We start from the raw sequence: 21,306 nt of genomic DNA on the forward strand, positions 1-21,306 counted from the left end.
GAAATATGAGAGCTGTAACCTACCAGGGAGCGAAAGATATTCAAGTAAAAAATGTAGAGGATCCCAGAATTGAAAAGCGGGATGATGTCATTGTCCGCATCACCTCAACCGCCATTTGCGGATCGGACCTTCATTTATATCAGGGGAATATGCCATTGCGGCCAGGTTATGTTATCGGGCATGAACCCATGGGGATCGTTGAGGAGACAGGTCCTGATGTGACACGGGTAAAAAAAGGCGACAGGGTGGTCATCCCATTTAATGTATCGTGCGGGCATTGCTTCTATTGCCAGCATGATATGGAAAGCCAATGTGATAATTCGAACCCGCATAATGATTCAGGCGGCTACTTTGGCTATACCGAGAAATACGGAAACCATCCGGGCGGCCAGGCAGAGTTTCTAAAGGTGCCGTTTGGCAATTTCATGCCATTTGTTATACCGGAATCGTGCGAACTGGAGGATGAATCACTGCTCTTTTTATCGGATGTTCTGCCGACAGCCTATTGGAGTGTAGAACATTCAGGCGTTAAAGCGGGAGACACAGTCGTCGTCCTCGGCTGCGGTCCCATCGGGTTAATGACCCAGAAATTTGCCTGGATGAAAGGAGCTAAACGGGTAATTGCAGTAGATCATCTCGATTACCGTCTCAATCACGCCAAGCTTACCAATGATGTGGAAGTCTATGACTTTACGAAATATGATGACATGGGAGCTTATCTAAAAGAAATCACCCAGGGCGGAGCTGATGTAGTCATTGATTGTGTCGGCATGGACGGGAAGAAATCCGCTGTTGAAAAAATCGAGCAGAAGCTTAAGCTCCAGGGCGGAACGCTGGGCCCGATCCAAATCGCGACGAAAGCTGTCCGCAAATTCGGAACTGTCCAGCTGACAGGTGTGTACGGGCTGACTTATAATATGTTCCCGCTGGAGGAATTTTTCTCGAGAAACATCACCATTAAAATGGGCCAGGCGCCTGTGGTTCACTACATGCCTGAGCTATTTAAAAAAATAACGAATAAGGAATTCGATCCGAAGTCTATCATCACCCATCAGATTCCGCTCGAAGAAGCTGATCGGGCGTATAAAATTTTTAATGACCATGAAGATGACTGCATTAAAGTCATCTTAAAACCTTAACAAACACAAACCAGCCTGGATATACCCTGGCTGGTTTTTTGAAGTTTAAGAATATAACATAATATACATATTTCGACATAAACGTATATAATAGTGCTAAAGACACATTATTAATAGAGTTAACCAAGGAGCATGGAAATGAAAGGCTTTAACCAACAGACTTTGATAAAAGAAGAAACAAAAGCAGTTAAGCTTTTTATATGGCTATTCTTTATTATATTAACACTTTATGATTTGTTTTATTATTATCTGTTTCCCCTCAATACTGGCGGCAGTACCGGCCTGCCAAAGGGCGGGCTTGGATGGGGGTATTATCTGGCTATTATCGGACTCCTGCCCTTAGCGCTGTATTTAATCAGGACAAAACGCCCTTTTCAGGTAAAATACTTATTTTTTGCAGGCTTTTTCCTGATAGATTTTAGTAACAGCATGCTGATCTATTTCGGTGAGTCGAAGGAATTTCAGAGCGGAAGCGCAGTAGAACTTTTATTTATTATATTTGCGCCGATTTTTGTGAATAAGCGCTATTTTTGGATAGTAACCGGCGGAATGATTGCGAAGTATCTTCTGGCTGGTTTACTGTTGAGCAGCCAAAAGGTAATGGTGCCAATCGTGCTTATGGCCATTTTTTCAAGTGTTTCATATGTTCTGCTGAATCGCTTCTATTCCTATATTCACTCGCTTACACATGTTTTCCAGGAGCTCCGCCAGACTGAAAAGCTGGCTGCTGTCGGACAGATGGCTTCCGCAGTCGGCCATGAAGTAAGAAATCCTTTAGCAGCTTTAAGAGGATTTACTCAGCTGCAGATGGAAAAACATCCTGAAGACCAGGACCGCTACAAGATCATGATTGAGGAAATCGACCGCATTAATCTGATTGCCGATGACCTTATGATCCTAAGCAAGCCAAGGCTTCCTCTGTTTAAAAAAGTTGAACTGAATGCAGTGATTAACTATGTCATCTCGATCATACATGAACAGGCAGCCAATCAGAATATCCGTGTCGAAACAGAAAATCTGGAAGCTGTTCCTAAAGTTCAGTGTGACGAAAATATGCTGAAGCAGTCTTTTATTAATTTGATCAAGAATGCGATGGAATCTATGCCAGAAGGCGGCACGATCCTGATTTCGGCCAAAGTGGCGGAGGGTGACAAGGTTTTAATCAGCATTAAAGATGAAGGCTGCGGGATTGATGCTGAGAATATGGAACGGGTCGTGGATCCATTTTATACAACTAAGCCGGATGGAACCGGTTTAGGGCTGATGGTTACCAAGCAGATTGTGGATGAACACAAGGCGGAAATCACGTTTGAAAGTGAAAAGGGGATAGGGACAATTGTGACTCTTACTATTCCTATAGAGCAGCCAACCCAATAAAAGAATTCAGGGTGATGTCATTTAATATACAGGGCAGACCTGGAAATTAGTAACTGACATTATAATAATACTATTCGAAATCGTACAGCACCCTATGAGGGTGCTGTATTTTATTAGGCAAATAGGCTTCTTTTTACAAAAATTTAATAATTTTCCTATGTTAATTCCGACTAATTGCTCATTCTCAAATAAGTCTAAAAATAGATAGAATTATGAATGTTATCATCCTAATCTACTATAATTTGAGGAGATGTATTCATTTGAAAAAGCCTATGCGCAAACTTGGAAAGACGATACTCGCAACAACGATGGCCCTATCTGTCTTAGCAGCTCCTATTTCATATGATTCTGTCATGGCGGCAAAGCCTGATCATGCAGGGAAACCGGAACTTAAATTCAGCCATGAAGTAAGCCTGCGGATACTGGGAACAACAGATATACATACACACCTTTATAACTATGATTACTATAAAGATGCAGAAACCATTGAATTTGGTCTGGCTAAAACAGCTACCTTAATCAAACAGGCAAGAAAAGAAGCAAAGAATACATTATTATTTGACAACGGAGACCTCATTCAGGGTAATCCGCTTGGCGATTATAAAGCAAAAGTAGATCAGCTTGAGGATGGGGAAATGCATCCCGTGTTCAAGGCTATGGAACTATTAGATTATGATGCCGCTACGGTAGGAAACCATGAATTCAATTATGGCCTCGAATATCTGGATGAGGTTCTGGATGATGCGCCATTTCCTTATGTAAATGCCAATGTCTACAAAGACGACGATGATAATAATCCGGAAAACGATAAAAATTACTTTAAACCATATAAAATCATCAAGAAAAAAGTCGTTGATGAAAAAGGAAGAAAACAGGTCATTAAGGTTGGGGTTATCGGTGCTGTGACTCCGCAGATTACACAATGGGACAAAGCCAATCTTGATGGAAAAATCATCACAAAAGACATTGTAAAATCAGTAGAAGCCAATATTCCTAAAATGAAAGAAGAAGGTGCGGACATTATCATTGCACTTGCGCACTCCGGCATGGGGGACGCAGCATATGCTGAGATGGAAGAGAATGCAGCCTACGACTTAACAAAAGTAGAAGGCATTGATGCGGTTATTTCCGGACACAACCATAAGAATTTTCCGGGAGATTTCACCGATCTTCCTGAAGTGGATGCAGAAAAGGGAACGGTCAACGGGGTGCCCTTCATCATGCCTGGCAGCTGGGGCAATCAGCTTGGCGTTATGGACCTGACTATTGCCAAGGTAAAGGGCAAGTGGGAGGTTAAGGATTCCCAGTCATCTTTAAGGTCTATTTTTAGAAGTTATAAAAATGAATCCGGCGCGACCGTCAAGGAAAGTCTTGCAGATGCAGATCCTGCTATTTTGAAAGCTGTAAAGGAAGAGCATGAAGGAACCGTGAATTATGTCCGCCAGCCTGTCGGGGAAACAAAAGCTGATATCCACAGCTATTTTGCACTTGTAAAAGATGACCCGTCCATTCAAATTGTGACGAATGCACAGAAGTGGTATATTGAGAAGCAATTAAAAGGAACACCAGATGAAAATACACCAGTGCTTTCGGCGGGAGCTCCTTTTAAAGCAGGCGGCCGCAACGGGGCAAGCTATTACACATATATCCCTGAAGGCACAATCGCCATTAAAAATGTAGCCGATCTATACCTGTATCCGAATACAGTCGCTACGGTAAAAATTAAAGGGGCAGATGTGAAGGAATGGCTTGAAATGTCTGCAGGCCAGTTCAATCAGATAAAAGATAATGAAGCGGGAGAACAGTCACTCATTAATAATGATTTCCCTACTTATAACTATGATGTAATCGATGGTGTGACATATGAGATCGATGTAACAGAACCTGCTAAGTATGATAAAGATGGCAAGCAGGTTAATGCTGATGCAAACAGAATCAAAAATCTTCAGTATAACGGAGCACCTATTGATCCGGATCAGGAATTCATCGTTGTGACAAATAATTATCGGGCCAGCGGCACTTTCCCTGGAGTTAGAAACAACACGGCAGTAGAGCTTTATCCGGATGAAAACCGCCAGGCGATCATTGATTATATCCGAGAAGAACAAACCATCGATCCTTCTGCAGATGCCAATTGGTCATTTGCACCGGTTGCCGGTGGCGTAAATGTAACGTTCGAATCTTCACCGGATGCAAAGGATGCGATTGCTGAAGGCAGCGGAATCGGCTATGCGGGGGAAGCAGCCAATGGCTTTGCGAAATATTCGCTTCAATTCCCGGAGCCAAAGCCATTTGAAGTCCAACTTTTGGGGATCAATGATTTCCATGGTCAGCTTGATACATTTAATTCCGGTTTGAATGCGGGTGGAATCGAGTATTTAGCTGCACACTTAAAACAGCGTGAAGCAGAGAATCCCAATACAATTATGCTGCATGCAGGTGATGCAATAGGGGCGAGCTCCCCTGTTTCGGCCCTTCTTCAGGACGAGCCAACAATTAAAATGCTTAATGAGATCGGCTTTGATATAGGTACAGTCGGCAACCATGAATTCGATGAAGGGGTAGACGAAATGCGACGCCTTATCAATGGCGGGGCCCATCCAAAAACTGTGGAGAAGTATGGCGAGTTTGAAGGAGCAAACTTCCCGTATGTTGCAGCTAATGTAGTGGATGAAACAACAAAGGAGCCAATCCTTGATCCCTATGTAATTAAAGAAGTAAATGGAGTGCCAGTCGGCTTTATTGGCATTGCCTATTCCGATACTCCTGGAATTGTTACGCCAAGCGGAACGGCAGGTGTAGAATTCACGGACGAAGCGGAAGCAATCAACAAGTACACAGCTGAGCTGAAGGAACAGGGTGTTAAATCGATTGTGGTCATTACTCATAACCCTGTAAAGTCCGATATAGATGGGTCTAACCCTCAAGAGGAACTCGCTGACATTGCGAATGCAGTTGATGATGAAGTGGATGTGATGTTTGGCGGCCATAACCATCAGTACACAAATACTGTGGTGGACGGGAAATTGCTTGTTCAATCTTATTCGTATGGAACTGCTTTTTCCGATGTGGACTTAACAATTGATCCAGTGACAAAAGATATTGTTGCTAAAAAGGCTGAAATCGTAAGCGCCACACGTGACGTTGAACCTGTTGCAGAAATTAAGCAAATGCTTGATGCTTATATTGCTGATGTCGCTCCGATTTTAAATGAAGTCATCGGTCATTCTTCAACAGGTATTACGAGAGAGGTAAATGCTGATGGAGAATCTCCGATGGGCAACCTGATTGCAGATTCCATGATTGCGCAGACCAATACCGATTTTGCCTTCATGAACTCAGGCGGCGTCCGTGCAGGCATTGATGCTGGAGATATTACGTGGAAAGAAGCTTTTACGGTACAGCCTTTCGGAAATGACCTTGTGACATTGACATTGACCGGTGCCCAGATAAAAGAACTTTTTGAACAGCAATGGGGTTCAAAAGAGAGAATCATGCATGTTTCCGGCTTAAAGGTAACGTATGATTCTTCGAGAGCTGCCGGAGACCGGATCGTATCTTTAGTAAAGACAGATGGAACGCCAATCGCTGCTGAACAGGAATATTCTGTGACGGTAAACAACTATATGGCTGATGGCGGAGACGGCTACAGCGCTCTTTTAAACGGTAAAAACCGCACAGTGGATATTGTCGACCTTGATGCTTTAATCAGCTACATCAAAGAACAGAAAGAAGTAAACCCAGCGGTTGAAGGAAGGATTACAAAATTGAATAAATAATAGGAAGGGAGCATCAGAGCAGTCTGATGCTCCCTTTTCTATATGTCCTCAAAATAGGTGAAAGTACCTATTTTTTCTCGTTTCAGCGAATGAATTAATTACAATTACCCACTCAAATATTATCAAAATATTAAAATAACAGTATTGTTAGACTATTAAAAACTTTATGTTAGTTTGATAGAATTAATCTCGCACTTCGAAAATTCAGAAAAACTAAATAGGAGGCTATAAGAATGAGTAATAAGAATAAACCTTTTAAGGTTGTATCTTCCATTACAGCCAGCACGATGATGGCAGCTGCACTATTTGCGGGATCTTTTGCCGGGACAACAGCAGCTCCTTCAAAAGCTTCAGCTGAGGAACTTTCTGCACCGATTGATTTGAACATTGTGAATGAAGAACGCCTGGGAAAGGCATTAAAAGAAAGAGGATTAGTTAAAAAGGATGCTTCCTCAAAAGAAGTAGAAAAGGCAGTAAAGGATTACATAAATGAAAAACAAGGTGAAAAGCAGCCTGGAAGTACAAAAAATAGCCATGACCATAAGGATGAGTTTGACAAAAAAACAAAAGATTTCTTAACCAAACAAAAAGACAAGCTGTCAAAGCAGCTGAATAAAGGCCATAAAAACTATAAAAAGGGCAAACCGGACGGCTATGTAAAAGTAGATCCGGCCAAAGAAGCAAACTACAATGGCGGTGTCAGAACAGACAAAGTGCTTGTGCTATTAACTGAATTTGAAGATTTCAAGCATAACAATGTAATACAGGAAGAGGGCTATATGTATGCTGATGATTTCAGCAAAGAGCACTATGAAAAACTAATGTTTGGCGATACTGAATTTGAATTATTTAATGGAGATAAAGTAAAAACATTTAAGCAGTTCTATGAAGAACAGTCCGGAGGCAGCTATACGGTTGACGGCACTGTTTCTGAATGGCTGACGGTCCCTGGAAATGCGAGTGATTATGGTGATGATAGCCCTAACGGAGGCCATGACAATCTATCTCCTCTTGGGCCACGGGACTTAGTAAAAGAGGCTTTAAAAGCAGCTGCAGACGCTGGAATGGATCTTTCTGCATACGATGAATTTGATCTATATGATTTAGATGGAGATGGTAACTTTAATGAGCCTGATGGATTAGTTGACCATCTCATGATTATCCACGCTGGTACAGGGCAGGAAGCTGGCGGAGGTGCGCTCGGTGATGATGCCATCTGGTCTCACCGCTGGACGCTTGACGGAGTATTTGCAGTTCCGAATACAACTGCCAAGGTAGATTATTGGGGCGGAAAAATGGGCGCATTTGATTATACGATTCAGCCTGAAGACGGAGCTGTCGGGGTGTTTGCACATGAGTTCGGACATGATTTGGGATTGCCGGATGAGTATGATACACAATACACCGGTCAAGGTGAGCCGGTTGCTTCCTGGTCCATCATGAGCGGCGGCAGCTGGAACGGAAAAATTGCAGGTACTGAGCCTACAAGCTTCTCGCCACAAAACAAAGAATTCTTTCAAAAAGGCATGGGCGGAAACTGGGCCAATATTATGGAAATAAATTATGAAGATATTGATAAAAAAGGCTTGGCAACTGTTATTGACCAAAGTGTAACCAAATCTAAAAACCCGGGAATTGTAAAAGTAAATCTTCCTGAAAAAGAAGTGAAGGGAATTGCACCTGCGTTCGGTGAGAAATATTACTACAGCACAAAAGGCGATGACCTTCATACCACTTTGACGACACCTGAATTTGACTTAACAAATGCTGAAACAGCTGCCTTCAATGCGAAAGTTTATTATGATATTGAGTTTGATTATGATTATCTAACGGTTACTGCAAAAGCAGCCGATGGGACAGAAGCTGAGCTCGATGTAATTGGTGATGATGATACAGATGGCGATGCCCGTGCTGAATCTTCAAAAGGACAATGGGCAGATAAGACATATGACTTAAGCGAATTTGCCGGTAAAAAAGTTAGCCTGACATTCGAATATGTAACAGATGGCGGACTGGCATTAGATGGATTTGCTATTGATAATATTTCCGTAACGGCTGATGAGGAAGTTATTTTTACCGATGATGCTGAAGGCGAATCTCAGATGACTCTTGACGGATTCATTGTTTCCAACGGAATCAGCTATGCGAAGAACCATTATTATCTGGAGTGGAGAAACTACTCAGGCTCTGATACGGCACTTGCCCAATCAAGAGGAGTAAAATATAACACTGGTTTAGTTGTTTGGTATGCAGATGACAGCCACACAGATAACTGGGTTGGCGTTCATCCTGGAGAAGGTTTCCTTGGAGTGGTGGATTCACATCCGGAAGCCATTACCGGTCTGCTAGATGGAAAAGAAACGGTATCTCAAAGCACAAGATATCAGATTGCAGATGCTGCGTTTTCCTTGGACAAAACACCAGCATGGGAAGTAAGCTCGCCAACCCGAGGTGATTATGACTACCCAGGTTTAAAGGGAATATCTGTTTTTGATGATTCTAAAACATACATCAACAGCCTCATTCCTGATGCTGGACGAATTGTTCCGGAACATGGCCTGAAATTCCAAGTGGTCGGTGAAGCAAAGGACAACTCTGCCGGAGCAGTATGGATTCACAAATAAGATTTAAAGGTGCGAGCCAGAAATGGCTTCGCGCCTTTTTCTGTTAAGGGTGGACAACTTCCTGCCTATAAGCTAGTATCATTACCGATACTAGTTTTTTCCGATTTTCGGCTATACTAAAAATAATTATTTGATTACACGTAATAAAGTTAAAAGGAGTAACATATGACACAATCTTTTATTGAAGATATGAAGCCATTTATCCAGAAGGCATGGGAAAAGTCTGCATTTGCACAGCCGACGACCGTTCAGGCAGAGGCGGTTCCGCTGGCTTTGGAAGGCAGGGATATTATTGCCGAGTCCCCGACTGGAACAGGCAAAACACTTGCTTACCTGCTGCCGGTCCTTGAAAATATTGACCCGGATAAACAGGCGGTTCAGGCCGTCATTTTAGCCTCTTCACAGGAGCTTGTGATGCAGATATTAAGCGAGATCCAAAAATGGGCAGAAGGCAGCGGGATTAAAGCCGCTTCTTTTATTGGCGGAGCCAACGTAAAAAGGCAGCTTGAAAAATTGAAGAAGCATCCGCATATTGCTTTGGGAACGCCAGGCCGGGTGCTTGAGCTGATTAAACAGAAAAAGCTGAAAATGCATGAAGTGAAAACAGTTGTTCTCGATGAAGGAGACCAGCTTCTTGTTCCAGAACATGCTCAGACTGTCCAAAATATTGTTAAGTCTACGCTTAAAGAACGCCAGGTCCTGCTATTCTCAGCCACACTGCCTCCGGTTGTTGAACAGCTTGCGAAAGAGCTGACAGCTGATGCTGAAGTGATTCGTGTTGAGAAGGATGAAACCATTCAGGCTGCAGGTGTGGACCATATTTATTTTGTGGCAGAAGCAAGGGATAAAATTAAGATGCTCGAAAAAATCTCAAGGCTTGAGGACATTAAAGCACTGGTATTCGTTAAGGATATTGGCAACCTGACCGTCATGGCAGAAAAGCTTGATTTTAAAAACATCTCTTCAAGCACTTTGCACAGCGATCTGAGCAAATTCGACAGACAGAAAGCAATCAAAAACTTCCGCACAGGCAAAACCAATATGCTGATTGCTACAGATGTTGCGGCAAGAGGGCTGGACATCAAAGGAGTCACCCATGTGGTGCATTTCGACTTCCCGAAAGATATGAATCAATATGTCCATCGCTCGGGAAGAACAGGAAGATTCGGTGCAAGCGGAACCGTTATCTCTCTGGTTACTGAAAGAGAAGAGCGCGAACTCAAGAAAATGGCAAAAGAACTAGGCCACACTGCAGAAAAGAAAGTAATGCGAGGCGGCCATATCGTATAAAGATCAAACAGCCAGGCACCTATATCAGTTGGTGCCTGGCATTTTTCTTATATAAAGGAATTTCCCCTTTTCTAAGCGAATTAGTAAGTGGAGCTTTATTTAACTAAAGAATAAGGGGAAATCAAATAATGGAGAATCCAAGGCTAAAGAGCTTTCATGATGAAGATCTGCTTGAAGCGACGATAGATGAATTGCAGGAAAAATTGCAGAATGGGGAAATTACCTCCAAAGACCTTGTAATGATGTACATGAACCGGATTGGACAGCTGGATGAAAACATTCATTCTGTGTTAGAACTCAATCCGGATGCATTGCATATTGCAGCTGCTCTAGATGCGGAAAGAGAAGAACAGGGGCCGCGCAGCCCTCTTCACGGCATTCCCATATTGTTAAAGGATAATATCGATACAGGGGACAAAATGCAGACAACTGCAGGTTCACTCGCCTTGAAGAATCATTGTGCACAGAAGGATTCGTTTGTGGCCTCTCAATTAAGGCAAGCGGGAGCCGTCATTTTAGGAAAAACCAATATGACAGAATGGGCCAATTTTATGACGGAAGGGATGCCAAGCGGATACAGCTCACGAGGCGGACAGACGCTGAATCCATATGGACCGGGTAAATTTGATGTGGGTGGCTCCAGTGCAGGATCGGGTGCAGCCATCGCCGCTAATTTTGCGGCCGCAGCCATCGGAACGGAGACATCAGGTTCCATTTTAAGTCCTGCCAGTCAGAATTCTCTCGTTGGAATTAAGCCGACAGTCGGACTTGTCAGCCGAACCGGCATTATTCCAATTGCCCATAGCCAGGATACTGCCGGTCCTATGGCGAGAACGGTTAAGGATGCCGCTTTATTATTAAACGTACTTGCAGTACCTGACGAAAATGATCCGATTACCATGACAAATAAAGATCTGCGGGGCAAGGATTTTACCGTTTTCCTTGATGAAGCCGGATTAGAAGGTACACGAATCGGCATTGCCCGGGAGACTTATTTTGACTACCTAAGTTCTGAAAAGCTCTCAGTCATGAATAAGGCAGTAAACGATTTAAAGGAGCTGGGTGCAGAGGTGGTAGACGAGGTGGTGATCCCATCCACTAAAGAGGAGTGGAGCCGAGATGTCCTGACATATGAATTTAAGGCAGATTTGAATGCTTACCTGCGAACGGTCGCACCGCACCTTAATATTCGCACCCTGTCCGATGTCATTCATTTTAATGAAAATAATAGCGAAAAGTGCTTAAAATACGGCCAATCCATCCTGATTGAGGCAGAGGAGACAAGCGGAAATCTGACGGAAATGGCCTATATATCTGCACTTGAGAAAGATATTTATTTTTCAAGAGAGAAGGGCATTGATTACGTGATGAAAGAGCATCACCTCGATGCCATCGTGTTTCCGAATAATTATGGAGCAGGCATCCCTGCAAAAGCGGGATATCCATCCATCACAGTACCGGCCGGCTATACGCCTGAAGGTGAGCCTGTGGGCATTACATTTACAGGACTTGCCTACAGTGAGCCGCTCCTTATTAAGCTTGCTTATGCCTTTGAGCATGCCACCAGGCATAGGAAAGCTCCAGAACTTGGAGTGCTGGCATAGAATAACTGCCGGTTAATTGACTCATACTACTTCTGAAAAACAAAAAAGGAGCAGATGAGAATATGGGCAGAACTAAACGCGGAAACGGCAATGCACAGCGCAATAACAATAAACACAGACCGCAGCGCACAAGCGAAGAGCTTGTTGAATTCACAACGGGAAGCAAAGAAAAGAAAGAAAACAACGTGCAGGACTGATGAGCAAATCCTCCTTTATAGAAGGAGGATTTTTTGTTAGGCGTGAAAAAGGCTATCTGAAAATAAAAATGAGTTATACGGCAATAAAAGGGTTTATCCGAAAATAAAAAAGAGCTATCTGCAAGTAAAACCCAGCTATCCGAAAGTAAAAGCAGTCACAATCTCTCAGGCAGCCAGATTTATATAGTAAAAGTGCTTCCGCACATAAAAATAAGCTATCCGCACATAAAAGTGGGGTATCTGCACAGAAAAGTGCTTATCCGCTCATAAATCGGTACTATCTCCAAAACAAGCAAGTGAATCCTCGCAAAAATGCTGATAAATCCATAGAAAAAGACAGTTTCCTCGGGAGAACTGTCTTTTTTCTTCAAGTTATTCTTCAACCTTTTTCAGAGGCTTGGCTGCCGGACCTTCAACGACTGTTCCGTCATAGGAGAAGCGGGAGCCGTGGCATGGGCAGTCCCAGGTGCGGTCGCCGTGGTTCCATTCGCATTCACATCCCATGTGGGTGCAGGTTGTATCTACAAGATGGAGGCTGCCTTCAGGATCCCTGTAAGCACCAGTACGCTTGCCATTGATCATTACGACTCCGCCTTCATCATGAGACAGATCTGCCGTTTCTTTAGGCACAAATTCAAGCTTCCCTTTAATCAGCTGTCCAGCTACATCAGTATTGGCTGCAATAAATTTCTTGATGCTTGGGTCAGCCTGAAATCTGGATGGGGTAAACAGCTCGGCATAAGGGTTGTCCCTTTCCATAATCTGATCTTTTATCAGCATAGCAGCTGCTGTCCCGTTTGTCATTCCCCATTTCCGGTAGCCTGTTGCGACAAAGATATTCTTCTGTTTGGACGTAATTGGGCCGATATACGGGACTTTATCAAGCGTATATAAATCCTGGGCAGACCAGCGATAAGGATAATCGGTTATGCCGAGCACCTCTTCCGCAAAGGCTTCAAGGGCTTCGTAATGCTTCATCGTATCTGGTCCATGACCCGTCTTGTGGCTGTCGCCGCTCACTAAAATGAGTTTGTCTCCGTTATAGGGTGTGTACCTCAGTGAGCGGGTCGGTGAATCGGCACTATAATACATGCCTCCAGGAAAATCCTCTTTAGTTTTTACGCCAAGTACATAAGATCTTTCCGGAGATAATCTGGCAAAATAAAAACCTTTCTTATCCGCAAAAGGGAAGTGGGAAGCTGCAATGACATATTTGCATTTCAGGCGATGGCCTTCTCTGGTCACGACATCAGGCAGGCTGCCATCTTCAATGTCTGCAGCTGTTGTATTTTCATAAACAATACCGCCCAAATCCACAAAGTCTTTAAGAAGCTTTTTCAGGTATTTCAGCGGATGAAACTGGGCTTGATCAAACATGGAGAGCACCGCTGTTGTGTTGATGTTAAAAGGAATGCTCTCTTTCATTCCGCTTGGAATTCCGAGTTTTTCGTATGCTTGCCGCTCTTTTTCAACTTTTCGTGCATACTCTTCTGAAACAGCATATATGGTTGCTTCTTCGTTGCTGAAATCACAATCAATTTGTTTTTCTGATACAATGTTCCGGACAAATTCTATAGCATCTGTTGAAGCCTGATAATAGAGTTTGGTTTTTTCCTCGCCAAAATGACTGATCAATTCATCATAAATTAATCCATGCTGTGCTGTTAATTTTGCTGTCGTATGGCCGGTAGTCCCGTTTAATATATTGCCGGCTTCAAGAATGGACACTTTAAAGCCTTCTTTGGCAAGAAGGTAACCCGCTGTAATGCCTGTGATGCCGCCGCCTACAATGGCAATTTCCGTTTGAGCATCTTCTCTGAGCTTATCGAAGGCCGGAAGTTCCTCCTCCCTCCAATAAGGCTCTGGATATTGGGGCGTTTTGTGGTTGGATGTCGTCATACCCTGTCCTCCTGTAACGTTATATTCGTTCATAATTTTTCCTGCAAATCCTATTCCTATACAAATTCTCCTTCTATAACCATACCCATTAAATTGTTAATTAATCAGGTGGAAGGGTAAAACCGGTTTTTCACTGTTTTTTTCATCATTTCTGGATAAAATGTGCAGGCCGAGAAAAGATATACAGTATCGAATGTTAATGGGGTACAGTCATGATTACATTTAGCTATCTGAGCATTTTTCTGCTATTGACTATATTAGCTGCACTTTTTGATATGAAAATATTTGATTATACGATATTGGAAGCTTTGAGGAATTTACTGTATACAGAAATTGCCACTGGAAGAATGATCGTTGTTGTTTCTGTACTTATTGGACTGCTTTCAAGTGCAGTCATTGATTTTCGTCTTTTTAAAGCGAAAAAAAAATCAGGGTCATCCAGGTAAGGAATCGCTGGGACATGCTAACTGAACGAACATTTTAAAAGGGATTGGTGATGGAATGTTAAAAGAGAATATCTCTCTCAGCCAGCTGCTGACATTGTTGATCAATTTCCTTTTAGGAAGCGCCATTGTTGTCGGAGTAGGCGGGGATGCCAAGAAGGATGCCTGGATTGCGATCGCAGCCGCCATAATGATAGGGTTTGGAGTCATGCTATTCTATTACCTCCTAATTAGCCGGGTGCCTGGAAAAAATTTTTTCGAGATTATGGAGTTTGGCTTTAAAAGGCCGATTGCAATTATTTTTTCTATTACTTACGTGGTTTATTTCTTATACCTTGCCTGCAGGGTGGTCCGGGATTTTGGCGAATTGATTGCTTCGGCCATTCTGCCGTCGACGCCGATTGAAATTATCTCGCTGACTATCTGTCTGCTGATGGCCTATATTTTATATCTCGGTCTTGAAGTCCTTGGCAGAACCTCGGAAATTTTTACTCCTTATTTATTCGGCTTTTTGTTTCTTTTGACCATCCTATTATTTGCAAGCGGCAATGCCAATTTATATGAGATTAAGCCTGTGCTCGGAGATGGGCTTAAACCGGTTTTGAATGCGCTATTTCCAACTTTGATCGTGTTCCCTTTCGGAGAGCTTATTGCATTTACACTCATTCTTCCAGTTGTAACCAACTTTAAATATTGCCTGCGTGTGTCCATGCTCGGAGTGGGAATTGCAGGTGCGCTTTTATTATTTGCAATGTTTCTGATGATTGTCACACTGGGGGCTGATGCTTTGCAGCGTTCCAATTTTCCCATGCTCAGCTCAGCTCGTGAGGTCTCCATCGGCAATTTCATTGAAAGAATTGATGCACTCGTTGTATTTATTATGATGCTGGGGATTCTGGTAAAGGGTTCTGTGTTCATGTTTGCAGGATTGAAAGGCCTTGAGTACACCTTCCGCCTTCCTTACCGGTATTTTTCATTGCCTGTAGCCATGATTGTTTCATCCTTTTCTATATTAATATCCGTGAACTTCGGTGATCATTGGCAGGAGGGGCTTGAGATGGTCCCATACTTTTTGCACTTGCCATTGCAGTTCGGACTGCCATCACTTCTGCTGATCGCGGTTTTATGGAAGCGGCGAAAGAAAAAGGCTAAACCCGGTGTGAAGGGGATGAAGTTTTGAGTATTCTTAAATCACTATTAAAAATGCGCAAAAAAGAATATCCTGTTCAGCCTCAGGAAGCTGCAAACACTGACCCAGATCTTAAAAGCATGAGCCTGGAACAGCTGAAAAACAGAATAAATGCAGAGTTCGGAAGCACGGTTGATTTAAGCATGGATGAGCTGAAAACAGAAGGGAAAGATGCTTTGCTCATCTACCTTACAACTATGATTGATACAAAGTTATTAAAGGAAACGATTCTTCAATCACTCAGCGGGAAGGAGGATGGCATTGAGTTAACAACGGAGGACGATCTGAAATCACTATGCAAGGAGAAATTCGGAGGGGCAGGCTACCAGCTGGTTGAATCGTTCGATAATATCATTACTGCTCTGCTTTATGGAAACATCATTATCTTTTTTAAAGATATGGAAAAAGCGCTTTCCCTTTCCATGGCTTCAGGTGAAGACCGGTCAGTAACAGAGCCAAGCACCCAGACCGTGATAAGGGGTCCAAAGGATGGGTTTGTAGAATCGATTTCAACAAATGTTCGTCTCCTGAGGAGAAGAATTAAGAACAGAAATCTTCGTTTTGAAAAATTCATCATTGGATCTGAGACTAATACTTCCGTATACATCGGATATATGGAAGGCATATCAAATGAGAAGATCGTCCAGGAAGTCCGCAAAAGGCTTGGTCAAATCAAAGTGAACGCAATCTTTGAATCTGGAAATATTGAAGAGCTGATTGCAGACAAATCCGCTACACCCTTTCCGCTGGCACTGAATACAGAGAGGCCTGATGCCGTGGCATCCAATTTGCTTGAAGGGAAAATTGCCATCCTTGTTGATGGGACTCCTTTTGTGCTGGTGGTTCCGGCTGTTCTGGTAGATTTCTTTTCCATTGCAGAAGATTATTATCAAAACTTCATGATGGGAAGCTTTTTAAGAATGATCAGGTATTTATCGTTTATGATTGCCTTGATTACGCCATCCTTATATGTCGGAATCTTAACCTTTCATCATGAGCTTCTGCCTACACCTCTGCTTCTCGGGATCATTGCACAGCGGGAAGGGGTGCCATTTCCGGCAGTCATTGAAGTGTTATTGATGGAAGTTACCTTTGAGATTCTGCGTGAAGCCGGTGTTCGAATGCCAAGGGCTGTCGGGCAGACTGTTTCAATTGTTGGCGCACTCGTCATCGGACAGGCTGCAGCTGAAGCAGGGATTATATCGAATATAATGGTCATCATTGTTGCCATTACAGCCATTGCCAATTTTGTATCACCCACTTATAGTTTTGCTGCAGCAGCAAGGCTGTTAAGATTCCTGCTGATCATTGTATCGGCTTTCCTGGGCCTGTATGGGGTCCTAATAGTACTTGTTTTTATTGTCGCCCATTTAAGCTCACTCAGATCCTTTGGCGTTCCGTATCTTTCACCGGTTGCTCCATTTATCATCGAGCAGCAGAAAGATGTCTTTTTCCGATTCCCGGTTTGGAGCATGAGGAAGCGGCCAGCTTATCTAAAGTCACAGAATCCTGAAAAGTTTCCAAAGACCGGGTCGCCTTCTCCTCCTCCAATGGAAGGAGAGCAGTCCAATTGAGAAAATATGGTGTGATGTTTGCCGTTATTTTGACGGCTATTCTGCTTTCAGGATGCTGGGATCAGAGAGAGCTGAGTGAAATAACTGTTGTAACAGGAATGGCTGTGGATAAGGGCGAGAACGATAAGTATATCCTGACTGTAGAAGGCATAAATGCGACAGAATTGAATAACCGCACCGCCAGCGGAAATGCGCCATCTATTGTTTATTCTGCTGAAGGAAACACTCTGGCAGAACTGACCTATAGAGTGAATGAAGGGATATCCAGGCATTTGATCTATTCCCACATGCGCACTTTGGTTATTGGGGAGGAACTTGCTAAAGAAGGCATTATTGACTTTATTGATTTTCTGGAGAGAAACCGGGAAATCCGGGATGATTTTAATATATTGATTGCAAGGGGGGGGAAGGGATCCGATGTATTAAAAGTGACGTATCAATTTCAGAAATCTACTTCTTTAAAATTGCACACTCAGCTGGACACCATGATGAAGGATTGGGGGGGAGACCCAGGAGTGAGGATGAATGATGTCATTACAGCCTGGACCGCACCGGGACGTCAGCCTGTAATGGCCGCTGTCAGGATTAAGGGTGACCCGGAAGCTGGCGCGAGTGCGGAAAATATGATGAAGGTCACCCCGGATGCGCTTGTGGTCCTGGACTCACTGGCTATATTCAAAGGTGATAAGCTCGAAGGATTTCTGACACTGGAGGATTCAAGAAATTACTTATGGATTCAGAATAAAATCAATAAAACATCCATTACCGTAAAATGCAGTGAAAGCGAGTATATGGGGCTTAGAGTATATGATACAAGGACAAAGATTAAAGGGAAACTCGAAAATGGGAAAGCAAAGATTAATGTAAAAATCAGAGCAGAGGCATATATTGATGGAACTCATTGCAACAATCAGCTTGATAAAGCAAAGACATATAAAGAAAGTGGAGAAACTGCCCAAAAACAGATTAATGAAATGGTCACAAAAACGATTGAGAAGGTTCAGCAGGAATATGGCACCGATATTTTTGGCTTTGGTGAAGATGTGCTTAGACAGGATTATCAGAATTTCAAAGAAGTCCAGAAAAACTGGGACGAAAAATTTGCTGATGCTGATATAAATGTAGACACAACTTTAATCATTCGGCGAACAGGCATCAGGACTAAAAGCTTTCTGAAGGAAGTAAAATAGAGATTCTTTCCTTCATTGACGCATAAAAGCTGTATTGATATAATTTTTCTATAATTCAGCTAATTTTTGAAGGTCTGGGCATTGTCCAGCCCTTATTTCTTTTAAAGGGGAAAGGCCAAATGAAATTCGAGACTTCTGTTCTGCACTTGAAAAATAAGAGCAAACGCAAGATTAAAAGTAAAGTAACACCGATCTATCAAACTTCCGCCTTCGCATTCAATGATCTGGATGAGCTGGAGGGATTTTATCAGGGAAACGGCAATTATCTTTATTCCCGGGTCGGCAATCCGAATACGGATGAGCTTGGTGAATTAATTGCCACTCTGGAAGGAGCACCGGCCGGGACGGCTGCCTCATCCGGTCTATCCGCCATTCTGGCGGGAGTGCTTGCTGTAGTCAAAAGCGGCGACCATATTGTGGCAGCGGATGACCTGTACGGCGGCAGCTTCCATTTAATCAAGGAAGAGCTGACACAGCTCGGTATAGAAGTAACCGTTGTTCCTTTTTCTGATGCTGCGCAGGTGGAGGAAGCCATACAGGAGAATACAAAGCTTCTTTATTCTGAATCCATCACAAATCCTTTATTGCGGGTGGAAAACCTTGAAGAAGTCGTCCGCCTGGCGAAGAAGCATAATCTCGTTACCCTGATCGATAATACATTTGCCACTCCATATCATTGTCAGCCTTATTTGATAGGCATTGATTTAGTCGTCCACAGTGCAACCAAATATCTAGGCGGGCATAGCGATATTACAGCAGGTGTCCTGGCTGGAGATGAAGAGCTGATCGGAAGAGCACGCGGAAAAATTGTAAACCTCGGGGTTAATTTAAGTCCGTTTGAAGCCTGGCTGACATGCAGGGGAGCGAAAACTCTGGCTCTCAGAATGAAGCAGCAGTCAGCAAATGCCGGAAGAGTGGCAAGGGCATTAAGGCAAAATCAAGAAATAAAAAATGTCTATTATCCTTTTCAGCATGGTGAAGAAGGATTCGGCGCCATTGTTACGATTGAATTGGCTGACAGTGCTGATGTGAATGAGTTTTTTAAAGAGCTGGGGTGGATTAAAATTGTGCCGACACTTGCGGGTGTTGAAACGTCCGTATCCCATCCGCTGACCACATCGCACAGGGCACTGCCTCCTGAAGTATGCAGGGAACTTGGCATTACTAAGCAGGTGGTCCGGATATCCATCGGAATTGAACATGCGGATGATATTATTGCGCAGCTGAATAAGGCTATTATTCGGAGTCTGGGATGACTATTAGATGCTCTCAAGCTGGTCAAACAGCCAATGCTTCAATTAAACCAACAAGGTAACAGTTAAGACGAAGTTTTTCAGGCTGAATGTCAATTTGCCATCCTTGGGCAGAACAATGCCCATTGAAACCAAGTACCAGAACCACTTCTTATTGGTCAATCTATTCGGGTTGGAGAATTGCCCTTGCTGTATCTTTTTATTTTCATGACGGGCCCAAAGTAGCACAACGATGATATCCAGGCAAGAGCCAATGGAAATGGCTGTGATCACAAAGGTATTGGATGGCTGCCATTTCCCTTCATTCTCAGCTGCTTTCATTTCCTGTTTGTTCTTCTGAATCTGGAGTTCTTTTGAAAAAGCAGAAGAAATTTCTGAAGTCTGTTCTTTTTGAAAAGAAGGTTTAAGGGTGACAGCCGCAAAAATTAAACAGCATAATAACGCAAAATAAATAATAAAAAACATAAAAGTTTGCTTGCTGGAATAGTTCTTTCTCATTTGGAAAAACCTCCCTTTAATTTCAACATTTCCAACATCAAAATATTGGAAACTACTGTTGCGAAATATTGAACAATTGTAAAAAAATTCAAGGTGGCAGTTTTCAGGAATGAAGTGATTCCTTCCATTAAATACTAAGGATACAGTATTTTAGGAAGGAGCTGACACTATGCCTGAACTTCCGGAAATGGAAACCTACAGAAGGCTGTTAACGGAGCAGCTGGCCCGTAAAGTCATTACTGATGTAGAAGTAAATCGGGAAAAGTCCATCAACATCCAGCCTGCCCAATTTAAAAGTCAGCTGATAAATGCACAAATAATCGAAATCACCCGAAGGGCTAAACATCTTATTTTCAAGCTGAGTTCCGGTAAAAATCTATTGCTGCACCTGATGCTGGGCGGCTGGATGTATATTGGCAATGAAGCGGACAATCCTGACCGCACGAAACAGGTTATTATTTCTTTTGGAGATAAAAAGCTCTATTTTATTGGACTAAGACTTGGCTATCTGCACTTGCTGACAGACACAGAGGTGGAAAAGGAGCTTTCAGATCTTGGGCCGGAGCCTCTGGGTCAAACGCTGGGATATCCGGCTTTCCGCGAACTGATCGGAAGCAGAAGAGGCATGCTGAAAACGACATTCATCAATCAGCAGTTTCTTTCGGGAATCGGCAACTGCTACAGCGATGAAATCTGTTTTGAGGCTGGGCTGCTGCCTATGAGAAAAGCAGATGAATTGGATGAGGATGAAATAAAAATCCTGTATCAGTCCATGAAGGGCGTATTAACCCGGGCCATTCAGTTTGGGGGCTATATGGAAGAGCCTTTGTTTAAAGGAGATGCCAAAACCGGGGGATATAATGAGCAGTGCAGAGTGTATGACAGAGAAGGAGAACCCTGCCTCCGCTGCAGCAGCCCTTTAGTGAAAGAAGAAATATCTTCCCGGAAAACATTCTACTGCGCAAATTGCCAAAACTAAGAAAGAGGCTGCACATACTGCAGCCTCTTTTCTCTACTCTTCCGGATCACTCTGAATCCTATCAACTGTCGTGGAATCACTGGAATCCATTGCACCCTTTAAAAAATGGACAAGCATAAATCCGGCCAGTCCCAATGAAACCATAAAACCGATTGTAATTGCCCACATTAGAGCCATCCTTTAACCTCCCTATTTTTAAAAGATAGAATTTTGAACGCCGATAACTGTCCAGCGCAAGCAGCCGCCTGCCCACCCGATGCTGCAAGATGTC

The 21,306-nt window shown here is 43.1% G+C and carries 16 protein-coding genes; 13 read left to right on the forward strand and 3 right to left on the reverse strand.

Going from position 1 to position 21,306, the window contains the following annotated elements; genetic code table 11:
* The first annotated feature begins 5 nt into the window (after nucleotides 1–5).
* The 7 genes from A361_RS05180 to A361_RS31185 all read left to right on the forward strand — a co-directional run bounded on the left by A361_RS05180 (nucleotide 6) and on the right by A361_RS31185 (nucleotide 12,010).
* Nucleotides 6–1,139, forward strand: coding sequence for a zinc-dependent alcohol dehydrogenase (locus tag A361_RS05180; RefSeq protein WP_019382598.1), 1,134 nt, complete (start codon nucleotides 6–8; stop codon nucleotides 1,137–1,139).
* Nucleotides 1,140–1,277: 138 nt separating this feature from the next.
* Nucleotides 1,278–2,516 carry an ATP-binding protein gene (locus A361_RS05185; protein WP_019382597.1) on the forward strand — a complete coding sequence of 413 codons (1,239 nt, stop codon included), beginning with the start codon at nucleotides 1,278–1,280 and terminating at the stop codon, nucleotides 2,514–2,516.
* Nucleotides 2,517–2,776: 260 nt separating this feature from the next.
* Nucleotides 2,777–6,295 carry a bifunctional 2',3'-cyclic-nucleotide 2'-phosphodiesterase/3'-nucleotidase gene (locus A361_RS05190; protein WP_019382596.1) on the forward strand — a complete coding sequence of 1,173 codons (3,519 nt, stop codon included), beginning with the start codon at nucleotides 2,777–2,779 and terminating at the stop codon, nucleotides 6,293–6,295.
* 233 nt (nucleotides 6,296–6,528) lie between these two features.
* Nucleotides 6,529–8,919 carry an immune inhibitor A domain-containing protein gene (locus A361_RS05195; protein WP_019382595.1) on the forward strand — a complete coding sequence of 797 codons (2,391 nt, stop codon included), beginning with the start codon at nucleotides 6,529–6,531 and terminating at the stop codon, nucleotides 8,917–8,919.
* Nucleotides 8,920–9,084: 165 nt separating this feature from the next.
* Entirely contained in the window at nucleotides 9,085–10,209 is a 1,125-nt protein-coding gene (locus A361_RS05200; RefSeq protein WP_009334990.1) for a DEAD/DEAH box helicase, read from the forward strand.
* A gap of 128 nt (nucleotides 10,210–10,337) precedes the next feature.
* Nucleotides 10,338–11,813: an amidase family protein gene (locus A361_RS05205; RefSeq protein WP_019382594.1), complete on the forward strand. Its 1,476-nt coding sequence runs from the start codon at nucleotides 10,338–10,340 to the stop codon at nucleotides 11,811–11,813.
* A gap of 62 nt (nucleotides 11,814–11,875) precedes the next feature.
* The gene (locus A361_RS31185) at nucleotides 11,876–12,010 is read left to right on the forward strand and encodes a hypothetical protein (protein ID WP_019382593.1); all 135 of its coding nucleotides are present in this window, start codon (nucleotides 11,876–11,878) and stop codon (nucleotides 12,008–12,010) included.
* 372 nt (nucleotides 12,011–12,382) lie between these two features.
* On the opposite strand, the gene A361_RS05210 is transcribed toward A361_RS31185, so the two are convergent.
* Nucleotides 12,383–13,909: an FAD-dependent oxidoreductase gene (locus A361_RS05210; RefSeq protein ID WP_019382591.1), complete on the reverse strand. Its 1,527-nt coding sequence runs from the start codon at nucleotides 13,907–13,909 to the stop codon at nucleotides 12,383–12,385.
* Between the two features lie 212 nt (nucleotides 13,910–14,121).
* Between A361_RS05210 and A361_RS05215 the strand changes: the two genes are divergently transcribed.
* The 5 genes from A361_RS05215 (at nucleotide 14,122) to A361_RS05235 (ending at nucleotide 19,561) form a co-directional block, all read left to right on the forward strand.
* A complete protein-coding gene (locus A361_RS05215; protein ID WP_019382590.1) occupies nucleotides 14,122–14,355 on the forward strand; it encodes a hypothetical protein in 234 nt (77 codons plus the stop codon).
* 55 nt (nucleotides 14,356–14,410) lie between these two features.
* The gene (locus A361_RS05220; RefSeq protein ID WP_009334982.1) at nucleotides 14,411–15,532 is read left to right on the forward strand and encodes a GerAB/ArcD/ProY family transporter; all 1,122 of its coding nucleotides are present in this window, start codon (nucleotides 14,411–14,413) and stop codon (nucleotides 15,530–15,532) included.
* Nucleotides 15,529–17,115: a spore germination protein gene (locus A361_RS05225; protein ID WP_019382589.1), complete on the forward strand. Its 1,587-nt coding sequence runs from the start codon at nucleotides 15,529–15,531 to the stop codon at nucleotides 17,113–17,115. The genes A361_RS05220 and A361_RS05225 overlap by 4 nt, the downstream gene beginning before the upstream one ends.
* Nucleotides 17,112–18,305 carry a Ger(x)C family spore germination protein gene (locus tag A361_RS05230; RefSeq protein ID WP_019382588.1) on the forward strand — a complete coding sequence of 398 codons (1,194 nt, stop codon included), beginning with the start codon at nucleotides 17,112–17,114 and terminating at the stop codon, nucleotides 18,303–18,305. Before A361_RS05225 ends, A361_RS05230 begins: the two co-directional genes overlap by 4 nt.
* A 119-nt stretch (nucleotides 18,306–18,424) precedes the next feature.
* Nucleotides 18,425–19,561: a trans-sulfuration enzyme family protein gene (locus A361_RS05235; RefSeq protein WP_019382587.1), complete on the forward strand. Its 1,137-nt coding sequence runs from the start codon at nucleotides 18,425–18,427 to the stop codon at nucleotides 19,559–19,561.
* Nucleotides 19,562–19,603: 42 nt separating this feature from the next.
* Here A361_RS05235 and A361_RS05240 read toward each other — a convergent pair whose 3' ends face one another.
* Complete coding sequence (locus A361_RS05240) at nucleotides 19,604–20,056, reverse strand: hypothetical protein (protein WP_019382586.1); 453 nt, start codon at nucleotides 20,054–20,056, stop codon at nucleotides 19,604–19,606.
* 169 nt (nucleotides 20,057–20,225) lie between these two features.
* Between A361_RS05240 and A361_RS05245 the strand changes: the two genes are divergently transcribed.
* Complete coding sequence (locus A361_RS05245) at nucleotides 20,226–21,035, forward strand: Fpg/Nei family DNA glycosylase (RefSeq protein WP_019382585.1); 810 nt, start codon at nucleotides 20,226–20,228, stop codon at nucleotides 21,033–21,035.
* 33 nt (nucleotides 21,036–21,068) lie between these two features.
* On the opposite strand, the gene A361_RS30405 is transcribed toward A361_RS05245, so the two are convergent.
* Complete coding sequence (locus A361_RS30405) at nucleotides 21,069–21,212, reverse strand: hypothetical protein (RefSeq protein WP_019382584.1); 144 nt, start codon at nucleotides 21,210–21,212, stop codon at nucleotides 21,069–21,071.
* Nucleotides 21,213–21,306 lie beyond the last annotated feature (94 nt).

Origin of the sequence: Cytobacillus oceanisediminis 2691 (genome assembly GCF_000294775.2) — a bacterium.
GTDB classification, from domain to species: Bacteria; Bacillota; Bacilli; order Bacillales; family Cytobacillaceae; genus Cytobacillus; species Cytobacillus pseudoceanisediminis.

What these genes read in the sequence shown, in the direction of transcription:
- A361_RS05240 (WP_019382586.1), bottom strand. Translation starts at nt 20,056, where the DNA reads ATGAGAAAGAACTATTCCAGCAAGCAAACTTTTATGTTTTTTATTATT.
- A361_RS05235 (WP_019382587.1), top strand. Translation starts at nt 18,425, where the DNA reads ATGAAATTCGAGACTTCTGTTCTGCACTTGAAAAATAAGAGCAAACGC.
- A361_RS05205 (WP_019382594.1), top strand. Translation starts at nt 10,338, where the DNA reads ATGGAGAATCCAAGGCTAAAGAGCTTTCATGATGAAGATCTGCTTGAA.
- A361_RS05195 (WP_019382595.1), top strand. Translation starts at nt 6,529, where the DNA reads ATGAGTAATAAGAATAAACCTTTTAAGGTTGTATCTTCCATTACAGCC.
- A361_RS05245 (WP_019382585.1), top strand. Translation starts at nt 20,226, where the DNA reads ATGCCTGAACTTCCGGAAATGGAAACCTACAGAAGGCTGTTAACGGAG.
- A361_RS05210 (WP_019382591.1), bottom strand. Translation starts at nt 13,909, where the DNA reads ATGACGACATCCAACCACAAAACGCCCCAATATCCAGAGCCTTATTGG.
- A361_RS05220 (WP_009334982.1), top strand. Translation starts at nt 14,411, where the DNA reads ATGTTAAAAGAGAATATCTCTCTCAGCCAGCTGCTGACATTGTTGATC.
- A361_RS31185 (WP_019382593.1), top strand. Translation starts at nt 11,876, where the DNA reads ATGGGCAGAACTAAACGCGGAAACGGCAATGCACAGCGCAATAACAAT.
- A361_RS05200 (WP_009334990.1), top strand. Translation starts at nt 9,085, where the DNA reads ATGACACAATCTTTTATTGAAGATATGAAGCCATTTATCCAGAAGGCA.
- A361_RS05180 (WP_019382598.1), top strand. Translation starts at nt 6, where the DNA reads ATGAGAGCTGTAACCTACCAGGGAGCGAAAGATATTCAAGTAAAAAAT.
- A361_RS05185 (WP_019382597.1), top strand. Translation starts at nt 1,278, where the DNA reads ATGAAAGGCTTTAACCAACAGACTTTGATAAAAGAAGAAACAAAAGCA.
- A361_RS05215 (WP_019382590.1), top strand. Translation starts at nt 14,122, where the DNA reads ATGATTACATTTAGCTATCTGAGCATTTTTCTGCTATTGACTATATTA.
- A361_RS30405 (WP_019382584.1), bottom strand. Translation starts at nt 21,212, where the DNA reads ATGGCTCTAATGTGGGCAATTACAATCGGTTTTATGGTTTCATTGGGA.